Annotated in this window: 10 protein-coding genes; 2 read left to right on the top strand and 8 right to left on the bottom strand. The window is 32.3% G+C overall.

Going from position 1 to position 13,577, the window contains the following annotated elements; all coding sequences use genetic code 11:
* Nucleotides 1–336: 336 nt before the first annotated feature.
* The 5 genes from EMN46_RS17180 to EMN46_RS17200 form a co-directional block, all read right to left on the bottom strand.
* Entirely contained in the window at nucleotides 337–666 is a 330-nt protein-coding gene (locus EMN46_RS17180) for a hypothetical protein (RefSeq protein WP_154202052.1), read from the bottom strand.
* Between the two features lie 47 nt (nucleotides 667–713).
* Nucleotides 714–974 carry a hypothetical protein gene (locus EMN46_RS17185; RefSeq protein WP_154202053.1) on the bottom strand — a complete coding sequence of 87 codons (261 nt, stop codon included), beginning with the start codon at nucleotides 972–974 and terminating at the stop codon, nucleotides 714–716.
* Nucleotides 975–1,338: 364 nt separating this feature from the next.
* A complete protein-coding gene (gene ribA / locus EMN46_RS17190) occupies nucleotides 1,339–2,988 on the bottom strand; it encodes a GTP cyclohydrolase II RibA (RefSeq protein ID WP_154202054.1) in 1,650 nt (549 codons plus the stop codon).
* The gene (locus EMN46_RS17195) at nucleotides 2,985–5,249 is read right to left on the bottom strand and encodes a glycosyltransferase family A protein (protein WP_154202055.1); all 2,265 of its coding nucleotides are present in this window, start codon (nucleotides 5,247–5,249) and stop codon (nucleotides 2,985–2,987) included. Before EMN46_RS17195 ends, ribA begins: the two co-directional genes overlap by 4 nt.
* Nucleotides 5,246–7,348 (bottom strand): asparagine synthetase B, encoded by a 2,103-nt coding sequence (locus EMN46_RS17200; protein WP_154202056.1) that lies wholly within the window; start codon nucleotides 7,346–7,348, stop codon nucleotides 5,246–5,248. Before EMN46_RS17200 ends, EMN46_RS17195 begins: the two co-directional genes overlap by 4 nt.
* A gap of 151 nt (nucleotides 7,349–7,499) precedes the next feature.
* Between EMN46_RS17200 and EMN46_RS17205 the strand changes: the two genes are divergently transcribed.
* Nucleotides 7,500–7,700, top strand: a complete 201-nt coding sequence (locus EMN46_RS17205; protein ID WP_154202057.1) for a hypothetical protein — start codon at nucleotides 7,500–7,502, stop codon at nucleotides 7,698–7,700.
* A 421-nt stretch (nucleotides 7,701–8,121) separates the two neighbouring features.
* On the opposite strand, the gene EMN46_RS17210 is transcribed toward EMN46_RS17205, so the two are convergent.
* Together EMN46_RS17210 and EMN46_RS17215 are read right to left on the bottom strand one after the other, a co-directional pair.
* The gene (locus tag EMN46_RS17210) at nucleotides 8,122–8,886 is read right to left on the bottom strand and encodes a hypothetical protein (RefSeq protein ID WP_154202058.1); all 765 of its coding nucleotides are present in this window, start codon (nucleotides 8,884–8,886) and stop codon (nucleotides 8,122–8,124) included.
* Nucleotides 8,887–9,046: 160 nt separating this feature from the next.
* On the bottom strand, nucleotides 9,047–9,796 hold the full coding sequence (locus EMN46_RS17215; RefSeq protein WP_154202059.1) for a murein L,D-transpeptidase family protein: 750 nt from the start codon (nucleotides 9,794–9,796) through the stop codon (nucleotides 9,047–9,049).
* Nucleotides 9,797–10,845: 1,049 nt separating this feature from the next.
* Between EMN46_RS17215 and EMN46_RS17220 the strand changes: the two genes are divergently transcribed.
* Nucleotides 10,846–11,415, top strand: a complete 570-nt coding sequence (locus EMN46_RS17220; RefSeq protein ID WP_154202060.1) for a DUF6261 family protein — start codon at nucleotides 10,846–10,848, stop codon at nucleotides 11,413–11,415.
* Between the two features lie 276 nt (nucleotides 11,416–11,691).
* Here the strand turns inward: EMN46_RS17220 and EMN46_RS17225 are convergent, their stop codons facing one another.
* Nucleotides 11,692–13,503 carry a thioredoxin family protein gene (locus EMN46_RS17225; RefSeq protein WP_154202061.1) on the bottom strand — a complete coding sequence of 604 codons (1,812 nt, stop codon included), beginning with the start codon at nucleotides 13,501–13,503 and terminating at the stop codon, nucleotides 11,692–11,694.
* Between the last annotated feature and the right edge of the window lie 74 nt (nucleotides 13,504–13,577).

Below are 13,577 nucleotides of genomic sequence, written 5' to 3' on the forward strand. Positions count from 1 at the left end.
ACTTTAGTTTGGCGATTTTAGTGGTAAAAAAAAGACTTTTATTCCACATAGACAATGGGTGAGACTATTTCTCCTCATTGTCTTGAAAAATTAGATCTCCTTTTTTTATCTAAAATCCCTTCAGTTGCATTTGTTACTTGAATCTAAGTTTTTTTTTGAAATCACTGCATTTAAAAGAGCTTCATATTGCAAGATTCACTTTCCTAAAAGTTCCGCAAACTAAACCATTCCCCATAAAGTAGAAATTCTGTCATCGGTTACGTCAACCCACCGACTGTTAGCTACGCTGTTCTTCGAAACATGTTGGGCAGTTCCTGCCACACGAACGCTTAGTTGTTAGGCACTGGTTTTACTCTTTAAAATTTTAAGCCTAAATAGTTTTATTAAAATAAATCCAACAATCACAATTGAAAATAAGGTAGGAAGGTGTATTGGTCCAAACATAATGTCAATGCCTAAAGTCCAATTATTCCAAATCCATAACGACATTAAATTTCCGGAAATTATTAATAAAACTGTGATAAGTAGAAACTTTGTCCAGTTGAATTTACCATTTCTAAATATAATCAAAGCAACTATCGCTATTCCGAATAGCATTGTTATTGAACCTAAATATAGGTTCAAAGCAATTAGTTCTAGTACTGGAGTAGGTAGTTGTTCTTCCATATATTAAATGTCCGTATGAACGTTATTTCTCACTTGTGATAATGATCTTATTCAATTCTTTTAAGAGTTAAACAAATCCTGTTTTCGTTCAGCTTTTTCTTAAATTCCTTAAAGTCTAATTGCCCAAAAGTATTTAGTTTAATGTCTTCGATTGTTGGGTCTTTTTTATCTGTTTTCTTTATTATCCAATATTGATGTTTTGAATTATTACCTGCACCTGATTTTGCAATTATCCAATTTTCATCATAAGCGTATTCGGTTACAGTCATAGGTACAATCTCAATACCTCCGCCACTACATTTTTCCATTGAGTAAAATATCCTTCTGTCAACATTGTCATATTCGGACAAGTATAAATTGTTGCCAATATTTTTTTCTTTAATTGTAATGCAACAAGAACTAATTAAGATACTTAGTCCAAAGATTATCAATACTAATGTTTTTTCATTGATAGAAAGCTATTTTGTCTTTTTTCAAACTTGTGCCTAACGGTGGCAATATGCGGAGGCTGAGATTTCGAAGCACTTTCCTACCAAACCGTTGTGATTTTGAGTAAACGTACAAAGGCTCAAATTGGCTACATCACCCAGCTTACGTATATTGCGTGTTATCTATTGGTCTTTATAATAGGTTTTATTCATTTTTTATACCTTCAAACAAGCACTTCTTCCTCTACACCAGAGTTTGAAGTTGATGTTTCTTCGCGCCAGCTTGAATTTCATTCAAAAAATCCCTCCACCCTTCTATTTCAGGAAACTCCTCACTATTATTTATTCTTTGAGTAAAGGATTTGAAAACATCATTTTCCATAGTAGGATACTTCCAAAGCAAATATGCTCGTTTGGTAGCATTTAGTAGTTCGCCATTAGTATATTTTATAAACGATCTGCCATAATCAATGAGCTTTATTCCTGATTGCGTTTGTATAAAGTTGAGAGGTTTAATATTGGCAAACATTATTTCATTTTTTTTACAAAATCTTAGGAATGAAATAATTTCTTCTCTTTCAAAGTCCCCCAAAGGTTTAAAATCAAGATATGGATATCTGATAATCCTTAAATCTTCGATTTCATAAGTTTCAATTTTAGCCAGAGCATTACATTTATCAAAACAATCTGATTTTTCGTTCAAAAAGGCCCATTCTTCATCTGTAATGTCGTAAAATGACTTATAGACCCACTGTTCGTCTGTGAAAACAACTCCCTCATCACCTTTCCCCAGCTGGCGTAAGGATTTTTCTATACTAAGGTGATTCTTAAGAGACTCTTGCATGTTGTTTAACTGAAGCTTCTTTAGTTTCTTTCGCCTTATACGCATTAACAAATAACCTAAGCGATTTTTTCCATTGCCATCTTTTCCATCTCCCCAATAGTGATCAGAATCTGCTCGTTCTACAAGTGTTTTGTTCCTGGTTGAAATAAGCAAATCCATTAGGTCGGGATGCTGAGAAAACTTAGCTTCTAAACCTCTATACATCACATCTTCTTTTTCATGTATCCAGTTATTTATGGCATGTGTTTTAAGAAAACCCTGTGCTTTCTGCTTTGCTAACATTGGAGTTTCAGCTTGACGTATAGTTTCTTCAAATTCAGTATTGCAAAATTTCTGAGCTTGATAAAAATGTTCTACTGTTGGCCAGATTTTTCCATCTAAAAAGATTGCATGGTTCGAGAAATTAGAGAACTCACCCCACCTTTGATCTGAATGATAAAAGTTAATTGTTTTTGCATTTCCCGAAATATCCAAAGGCAATGTATGCCCTAATTTTTCATTTTTTGAATATAAGTAATCTTTATTTTCGGTTCTTATTTTAGGGTGTGTGGAAATCGTATTTACAGTTATATTACTATCTGTTAATGAACTTACCTTATAAGGATTGTTTGAAATTAATCGGACAGAAGTAATGTTTAAAGACTTTAACATGGCTATAACTTTAGTAAAGTCTCTAATATCCTGTTTTAGGCCTAATCTATCAAAAGATTCTGCCGTATCACAGTTTTCTTTTTGCATAACAGATACAGCTTTAATTTTCTCAGAAAGTCCGTGTCCCCTTCCTTCCTGATGAAGATGAATTATCAAGCCTCTTCCCTCATTAGCGATAAGTTTCATTGCTTCATGCAATTGATCAGCACAATCACAATCTTTTGCACCAAACACTTCAGAAGCGATACATGATGAATGCATTCGTAATAGTGGGTTGTCTCCGATGTTCTCTATTGGTGAAATAGATAAAACTCTAATTCCTTCGTCTTGTGCATCATACATGCGAAAATCGCCATATATAGTTGGCAGTAAGCACCAATTATTTTCATTTAATATCATACTATTTTACTCCTTTTATACTTATCTGATTGTATTTGCATTGAATTTAAAAACTCAGATAATGCAAAAATAGAGAGTGTTTCTACATTTTCTTTTATCAATGCATAATTATTTTTACTAAAGTTTTTATTTATTAATGCAACTAATTTATGAAGATCTTGGTTTTGAGCATATTCTTTTAAGCTATGGATGCTTTTGGAAATTCCTCTTACTCGATAAAAAGAATGTTTTAATAGCACCATTCTATGTTCTAAGTGCTTTTTAAAGTTTTTATAGACTACGACAAGTTCATCATCTGTAAATTTCAAACTATGCTCGGGATTTAATTTCAAAAAATCTGTTAAACCAGCATATAAACATGACCCTAATATTTCTTCTCTTATTTTGTAGATATCCAAGTTTGCAAAACATTCACTCTCTTTGCCTGCATGCCATATCGGAATATTTACTGCTTTGACATTCATTTTCCTATAATATCTATTTATTACAGACCATACCATATCAGAACGGCGAATATCCGTTCCATTAATTTCCATATTTAGATTAGGAGTAGCATCTAAAGCTTCAGGATTGAAAATAAATGTTATTCCCCCTCGATTTACAGAGTCTGTTGCCGAATCAACAATACTTCTTGTATCAAGATTCAGCAGAGGCCTAGTTAGTGGTGTTCCTCCAAATATTTTTATTGCATCTTTGCATAAATGCTCAATACTATCGCTTACGGTTTCTTTATCAGATTTTGGCTTATACCAAAAGGGGTGTTCAAGATGTCCAAAATGTTTACGAGACAAATCGTAATAATAATCAGTATATTTATTTATTAACTCGTTATTCTCATCCGAGAGATCCGGCAAGGTCTCGCTGCTTTTCTGATTTAGAAACCAATTTAAGTTATACAAAAAATCAACTAATTGAACACGAATGCCATTTACTGGAGGATTTGGAGAAGAAAATTCATATTTGCCTATAGCTATATCTACACCAGATTTTTTGAGTTGTGGCAATTCTTGTATCCCACAAATAGTTTCCTCTGTAATCTGCATATCTTCGTCCAAAATCCAAACAATAGGGCAATCAGGACTTAGTTTCATTGCTTGCCCCACATATTTCTGAAGAATAGTTCTTGCTTGTGCAATGCCAAACATTTGTTTTTTATTGCGCGAAAAGTTTCTAAAATAGTCAACTGAATCAATCCACCTATCTTGCATTTCCTTGGTAATAAAAGTGATTTTTGATTTGCCCGGTAGATTTACAATCTTTTCTTTATCGATAGTCGATAAGTTGTTTTCTAAAAGAAATATGCAAATATTGTTTATCCCTTTTGTATTATGCAATTCCTCAAGTTGAGTTAGCAAAGGTGAAATCACTTTATATTCAGAACAAATAATTCCAACATAGAGAAGAATACTTCCTTCAATATCTATTCTCTTCTGTTTTCTTTCTTGTTTCGGAATGTTTACAACAGGCAATTCCCATTTGAATAATGTTTTAACTCTATCCAAATATTTTTGTTTCTGATCATCAGACATTCGTTTTGAATGTTTAAGCCAAAAGTTATGAAGTCCGGCTTTTTTCGTATCTGTATTAGGCGAACTCATCCTGATCCTATCGCTATCAGCATAGTGTTTCATCAACGGAGTGGCTAGTCGCTTGTATTTAACATATCCCAAATCGGTTATCCTTATACAAAGATCCCGATCGGTGCTGCTTTGAATATTTTCATCAAAGCAGCCCGCTTCCATAAAACAAGATAAACGCACAAATATATTTGCCCCCTGAATACCAGGGTTGCCAATCAAGAAATCATTAACAGAAAGTTTAGTCGGTGCTGTGCAATGATATTTTTGTTTATCTTCGATCCTATAAAAATCGCAAGCAATCATATCTAACAAATATTTCTGTATGCATTCAGAACTCAATTTAAGGTAATCAGGAAGCCACTCATCATCGTCGTCCAATATTGCAATAAATGTTTTTTCTGGCACTTGTTTTTGCAACAAAATATAATCGATTGCACTATTCCAACTGCCAGCTGCACCCTTGGTTCGTTGGTTTAGTATGTGTTCTGTATCGATTTTCTTATTTTCATTTTTAAACCCCTCTATTATTGCAACATTTTCATCTTTAGATTTTTTATTGTCTGAATCATCTACAACAATAATTTGATCAGGACTATTGATTTGAGCATATACGCTTCTAAGTGAACGTTGTTTTAGTAATTCAGGTCTGTTTTTTGTGGCTATTACTACTATGATATTCATTTTTCAGGGTACCATTTTTCAATATTTTTCAAATCAAAGCCAAAAGTATTCTGTATTAAATTTTTCACTTCTGCTTTTCTCAAAACGTGCTCTTCTATTCCACTACTTCGGAAAATTCTCAATCGATTTCCTTTTATAAAATAGAATGAATCTTCAATGACTTTTGAAAATCTCAAACTACTTTGAAATGGATATCCGACACCATTAGAAAATCTATTTTGAATATCTGCAAATATTTCATTTTCTGATTTCGATTTTACAGGGATTCTAATCATTAGCTTAAACTGTCCATTTGTTCTATGAAATAAAAGCAAATTTTCATTAGTAAGCTCTGTTTTGAATGTCATTCCAAAAACAGAATATGATATAACTTCAAATGATGGAAGTAGTTTTGGATTTCCCCAACCAGAACCAGGATCTATGAAGTACTTTTTATCATTTATTTCAATCGAGAGCATTCGATGACATTCTTTTTCATTGATATATGCAGAGTGTAGTTTTGATTCTATGCCATTATCGGCTAATACTTTCTTGAAATGTAAAACTTTATCCGAACAAGTCCCCCCTAAAGCAGTTCCAATCATATCTATGTTGTTAAGCATAAATATGTTATGAAATGGTATATCTTTAAACTCCCGCAAAAGTAAATCCTCGATTTTATCTTGCACACTACTTTTGTGAACAACTCCTCTTTTAGCAATGGCACTGTCAAAAGTAGGGTAGGAATGAAAATAATAATTATCTGACAAGGATTCATGAAAATATTTACTCCATATTTTTTTTAAGGCTTCTTGTTCTACTTCACCATTGGCAGTTAAAAATTCAACAACCATTTTTCTAATTCCTGAGCCTACATCAAACGATACTTTTTTTCGATCTGAAATTTCATTTGGCAAAATTGACTTAAATGACGTTCTCAATATTTTCTTTCCTTGACCATTTATTATTAAGTCATTTGGCGTGCATTGCTCTGAAATGGCATATACTTTTTTATCTAAGAAAGGACAGCGAATTTCTATAGTATGTGCCATTGAAGCAAGGTCTAATCTTCGACATTCTGTATAATGCATATTTTCAATCAGCTCTATACGTTTTTCAAAACACTTATTTTTATTCTTTGATATGGTATAGCCACAGAATAGCTCATCTGCACCCTCTCCAGTTATTACTACTTTTAAACCATCATTATGTGCTTCTCTTGAAAGTAAAAACGTAGCCAATCCATTGCTGATAATTGAAGGGTTATAGCTTTCAGTATAATAAACAACTTTCTTTATCAGCTCTGGAAGCTCATTGGGCTTCGGTAAAGCAACCTTTCTAATCTTTGCTTCAATACCTAACTGCTTTGCAAGGAGGGTAACATATTCGAAGTCTTTTGTATTACCAAGCGTATAATAAATAACATTTTCAGCATATTTAGATATGACGCTTGCAACAATCGAACTATCTAAACCACCGCTCAAGAATATCCCAAACTGTTTTTCTTCTTTGGGGATACGCTTTATTACTGCTTCAATCAATGCTTCTTTTATTTGGTCTGTGGAAACTGTAGATGTTTGATGTTGCTCTATTAAATGTATCTTATCTTCCTTTAATTTCGAAAAACCCTTAGGAATAATTTGAAATTCAACAATAGAATCGACAGCTTTTAATTCACTAACGATAAATCTTGATTTTTTAGTTTTGACATAAAAAAATGGTTTTTTACCAATATAATCACGAAGCAAGTAAGTCTCATGTGTTACTTTGTTATATATTAATCCCGAATAGAATCCATCAAGATGTTGAATCACAGAACTTCCAAATCTCTCAAATAAAGGCAGTATGACTTCAGTATCTGTATTTGATTTTGTTTTTATATTGTGTTTTTTACGTAATTTATCTGAATTATATATTTCAGCATTAAATGCACCTATCAAATTTCCAAATTCAAACGGTTGAGCACCATTTTCAGTCTTATCATTAATAGCAAGTCTATTAAATCCAATAGAGAGATGATTAGTCTTTATTGATTTTAATAAATCATTACCTCTATGTTTTATTTTATTTAGTGATTCTGAAATATCTCCCTTTCCAACTAATGCTACAATTCCACACATCTTTTATTATTTCTTATACTATTGTTTTCCTGTTGTTTAGACTGATAGATAACGATTGTGAATGTGTATGTACACTTATATTTCTTTTATCGATCTCAAAACATATACTTACACAGATGATCTGGTTGTGTAAGTGCATAAAAATATTTATATGTCATCAATAAGATTATTAATAGGATTTTTGAATCAAATAAAATCCTTATTGGAAACATGGGTACAGATCAATGACTCATCTTTTTCTGATTACCAAACTTATGAAAAACAAGATAGAAAACAATTACTTGTGTCTAGTAAAGTATATCGTGTACATAAAATAGAATTGATCTACTTAATTATGATTTCTATATTGTAGGTAAGTAATTGGGAGAGACCCTGTTTTTGCAAGCTAAATACGGCGAATTAGTAAATTGTAGGAGAAACAATTCCACATGTTTACCGATTTTCAAGATTGTTTGTGGTCGAGTTTTCTGAACCAATAAAAAGTAGCATTCTTGAGGGTCTCACTATTTTTGTGAGGCTCTCAATATAAAGCTTTAGTCAGAACCTGACAAGTAGATTTTATTAAGTTGGTAAATAAGATCAATCTACAACTTTATATTTTTTTTAAATCACCACATTTAAAAGAGCTTCATATTGCAAGATTCCCTTTCCTAAAAGTTCCGCAAATTAGATCATTCCCCATAAAGTAGAAATTCTGTTATCGGTTACGTCAACCCACCGTGCATGTTGGGCAGTTCCTGCCACACGAACGCTTAGTTGTTAGGGGCTGTTTTTTACACATCAAAATTTTCAATCTCATAAATATCACCATTCCCCGAATAGTCAAATTTGAATTTTCCTACTTCATTTAATAATTCTTGAATTTCAAAGTTCTCTGATGAACTACCAGAAGTATATTCATTTATACTTATATTTTGCAAGTACTTCGAAACTAGTAAATACCTCTCAATACTACTTTGGATTAACTCAATTTCTCCTGGTACTGATGAATAATTCTCTGGTTTAACTAAATGATTATGTCTTAAAGTCCTAGTTATCCTGTCTGTACAATGACCGTGGGCATATGCATTTCTCCATGAAGATAATTTCCGTATAGCTTCAAAAGGTTTCTCACCTTTAACTGATTTATTAGTTAAAATCGAAGCTAAAAGAGTTAACTTTTCCGGAGGGCTTAATTTTTCTATTACTTCTCCAATATCTTTGTCTAAATTATAGACTATATGCATATTTAACCGATCTTCTAAATGAACAGAAATCATAAATATGGCTAATTCACATTTTAATTTAATCTTATGTTCTATTTCCCATAAAGGACTAGCTATTTCTCCAAATTCTTCCTCAATATCATCTTCTTCGGGATTCCTCACATAAAAATCATCTAATTCTATATTCACCTTTTCATGAATGACAATTAAGTCTTCCAAATACAGGATTAAGTCTTTTATAGCCTCAATCACTTGGAATATTGCACCTGATGACCTCCAATAAGGTGGAGGCATTTTTAGTGGTCTATTAGGTATATTTCCTGTTGTATTCATCGTTTTATTTAAATTGCCCCTAACGGTGGCAATATGATAAGGTGGGCATTTTGGAACACCAATCTTTCATTTTACTACGATGGTTATTTATAGTTAAAATATTCATATTTAGCACTTTCTGCCCACTTTATTATATTGCGTGTTAGGCACTGGTTATTTGTCATTCAATTATATAATCTCCTGTTTTACTTATAGATACAATTAATTCTTTCTTCTCTTTCTCAAATTTATCGTAACCTAATTTGATATTTGTCCAAAAGTCTATTAATTCAGTTTTATCACTATACTTTTCTTTGTATTCTGTAAATTTTTGTTCTGTCATTCTGAATGGATAGATGTAAAAGGGTATTCTTTTTTGTCCATTGTTTTTAGCATTTATTGCATAAAGATAAATCTCTTTGATTTTATCGTCTGTCATTGGTAAACAACCAATCGTAACACATGAACCATGAATGAAAATATCTCCGCCTAAATTTGTTGCATTACTTTTTCTCTTGTCAGATAGATTAGGGTAATTTATTCCTAATGAAAGGTAAAAACTACTTGCTGGATTAAATCTATCAATGAAATAGAAACCTTCTGGAACTTGATAATCTCCTTGCTTTCTTTTTGGTCCTATTTGTCCGGATTTAGAGCAAACACTATAAGTTGCAAGTTTCTTGTATGTCGATTCAGTCTTTTTTTTAGCAAATATTTCAACTTCGCTTTCATATTTATAAGCAATAATCAAGATATTGAGTTCGTCTAATTCTATACTGTTTTCCTTTAACTTTTTTAATACTAATTGTTCTTTGTCATTAATTGCAGTTCTTACCCGTTTATATCTTTTCTGTTCGGTCAAAAAGTCCGATTGAGCATATATATTTAATGCAATAAAAGTCAGTAATAATATTGATAATATTTTTTTCATATGATGCTGCTTTTTTTCTCAAACTTGTGCCTAACAAGTGGGTAAAGTACAATGCACTTTATTCCACTTATCTGTTGTTTTTTATAAATCGTTGTTATTCTTCTTGTTATCCATTAAAATTACGTCTAATTGACTTTTTATTTTTGCAAGAAATCTTTTACTTACGTGGGTGTAAATCTCTGTCTTTCCCCTCTATTCATAAGATAGTCTAGCTTAAATATAAGGTAAAACTGTTGCTTGCTTAAGTAAGCTATGGCAAATGAATATTCTAGCATACCAAACTTATGAAAAACAAAATAGAAAACAATCCCTTATGTCTAGTAAAGTATATCGTGTACATAAAATAGAATTGATCTACTTAATTATGATTTCTATATTGTAGTACAATTAAAACGTAACAAGAAACTTCTATTTAATTGGATTCTCATTTTAATGCTTAACAATAATCCCTTATCAAAACAGACGTAAAACAGTAGACACAGTTGTTTCGAAGAAAAGAGTCTAAAATAAGGAAGGTCGACAACATCCATTAATTGCTCCACTAAAGACTTGGGCAAGCCTTCAACATTTGTTAATGGCTTACTTTAACGAAAAGGAAGCAATTAACATCCATTAATGACTTTCCTAAAAAAAGATTCTAATTATAATTTCACAATAAATAATAATTCAGCTTAAATCACTGCAATTTTTAATGTGTTTTCTTTTAAAAAAGCCCCACAAACACTAAGTAAAGTATCATAAAAAACAACAAAAGCACCTCATTGTCAGGTAAATAATTCACTATATGTCTTTTTTACTAATCCTTTTTTTTGTAAATTCAGTCTATGAACATTCACCTATTATGAATTTTCAAAATACCTTATTTTTTTCTAAATTATTATTAACCCCAAAAGATTAATACCATGATTCCAAAATTATCGTATCAATGTCGTACCACCGAAGTAAGCTAGGTATCGGAAAATTTAGGATTAACTTACAAAAAACAAAACTTAGAGACCGATACTTATCTGGTAGGTCTTTTTACCCACTTAGAAAACAAATCTGACTCGTTGAGAACTGCAATTAATCGCGGCAAGGCTGAATCGGATTTAGATGATAAAGATGTTGTGAGAGATGAGAAAGTACAAGCTTTAAACTATCTACTACTGGGAGCTATGCATAATCCTAATGCCGAAATAAGTGCATCGGCTGGAAGACTATATGTTGTGTTCGAAAAATATGGACTAAAAATAATGCACGAAAGCTATTTAATTGAGTCAGCCTTAATCGAATCGATGCTGGAAGATTTTGCTGCGGCCAATTTACAAGCTGATATTACTGCTGTACTGGGTTGTACCGAGCTTATCGCTAATTTACAAACGGCTCAAACTGATTTTAAAACAGCAAACATAGCTTGGGGAGAGGTCAAATCTAAAGAAGGATTAAAAGAGTCTGCTACTGAAATAAAGAAGGTCATATTTTCGATTATCAATAATGATATCATACCTTATTTAAAAGTTATGAGCCAGGCAAACAATCCCGTTTATGGTGAGTTGGCTCAGGCTGCTTCACAAATAATTAACGATGTGAACCAAAATGTAAAACGAAGAAATAAGAAGGATGAAGATATCGTAATTTAAAATTAGAAGCAATCATACCTCTATTCCACCAACGCATATATTAAGTTTGGTGTGTCCTCCTACTCTTAGAACAAGGCCGAAGTCCTAGAGGAGCTGGTATCGAGATTGCTCTTTAAATTACAAATTGGCAAATGCAATAATTATAAAAAAAGGTGAAAACTCAGAATTGAGCTTTCACCTTTTATAATTTAATCGTAAGGCGGTTCTTATTACTTGTCGTAGTAAGCTTTCGAGCCTTTTAGAGTTGTTGGAAATTCAGATTCCATGTTTGATGAGTTACTTCTCAAGTTCTTCAACCTGCTTTTTCATCGCATCACCAAACGGACCTCCCTTAGCAAGTGAATTCTTAGCCCATTGAGCAGCCTTAAGTCTTAAAGATTTATCCTTACAGCCCTGATTAACTCGCAAACACCAGTTGTACACAAGCATATCTGTAGGTTCAATAAGCTTATCATTTACACCTTTCTCTATGCCGTTAACATAAGCATTCCAATCGCCTAGCTCTAAAGAATTGTTAATACCTGAATAAAACTTAATGCTCTCGTATTGCTTAACTTTCTTTTTCTTAAGCAACTTCAAATACTTGTTATAGCCTTCCTCATCAAGAGTCTTATTTTCTCCATCTTTTACTATAAAGCTATTTGCGCATCTGCCCCACACACTATAGATTTTGTTCTCGACTGGCTTTTCTCCATATAAGTCAGCAAATTTATCCTTCTTTGCAAAAAGATATTTAAATTCTCTTGAATTGTAATCTAGAATATATTTGTTCAACATTTCCCAATTCGTCTCCTCAATAAGTTCTTTTTTTGCTACATTTTCAAAGTAAATTTTAGCAACTTCAGCAATCTTATCCTTTGCATAAGCCGACTCAAGCATAGAAAGATATTCTATCAAAAATTCAGCATTTCTTTCTCCTTCAACTAATTTTCTCTCATAAAGGGCAATGCCTTTACCATCTAGTGCAAGTTGTGCGGCAGCAATAAGCTTGTCTGCTTCTAGGCCACCAACTACTTTATGTAATATATTATGCTCTGCATCCAAAAACACAAGAGTTGGATAGGCATTAACACCAAGGAATGATTTATATTGCTCGCCTTCTTTTTCCATATCGAGCTTAATGTTCACAAAATTTTTATTGAAGAAATCACCAACTTTCTTTTGTGTAAATACATTCTTACTCATTGCCTTACATGGCCCACACCAAACGGTATAGCAATCAACAAAAATCATTTTACCTTCTTGCTTCGCCTTTAGTTGAGCTTCTTTCCATGAAGAATGTTCGAATTTTATACTTGAAAACTTCTTTAAAGCTTCCTTTCCATAGCCCATAAATTTATCAGCCTCGGTATAACCACCTGCCTTATGCACAATATTGCCATCACTATTTATATACATGTAAGCAGGATATCCCTTTACCTCAAATTTCGTTGAAAGATCTGGTCTATCCGTAAAAAAATCAATCTTCAGGTTTATAAAATTTTCATTGTGGAAATCAGCTACCGTATTAAGCGTAAATACATCTTTTGCCATTTGAGCACAAGGACGACAGCCAGGTATATAAGCATCAATAAAGATGAGCTTATTTTGCTTTTTTGCAAGTGCAAGAGCCTCTTCGTATGTGAAATGATTGAAAGTTATATGTCCGTTATTTTTTGCTTTTACATCCGATTTCTCCATAGAAATCTTAGCCAGTTCAAGCAATTTACTTTTATCCTTTTTAATGGAATATGCACGGGTTGCTTCCAACTGATCTCCCTTAGCAGTATAAAACACCATGCAAGGATACATTAAAGAATTCAAGTTTGGAACAAAAGCCGCTCCCTCTTTAGTTGACATATCAATAGCAATACACACAAAATTATTATTCATAAAATCAGATATTTCACTTTCTGTAAATACCGTCTTATAAACTTCTGCTCTTAGCTTATCGGCAGGTTCTGATCTGTAAACATCTACAAACACATCCTTTCCTTCTTTCTCTGCTTTTGCAAGAGCTTCTTCCCAGTTTAATTTTTCAAATTTCACCTGAGCATTCAGTCCGTTAAGACTAAGCATACAAGTCAATAATAATAGAATTATTCTCATTTGTTTTTTGTTTTATTTTGCAGATAAACTGCTATAATATAATTATTTGTAAAGATGAAAAAAGGTAGTCCTTC

Source organism: Ancylomarina sp. 16SWW S1-10-2 (assembly GCF_009669305.1).
GTDB lineage: Bacteria > Bacteroidota > Bacteroidia > Bacteroidales > Marinifilaceae > Ancylomarina.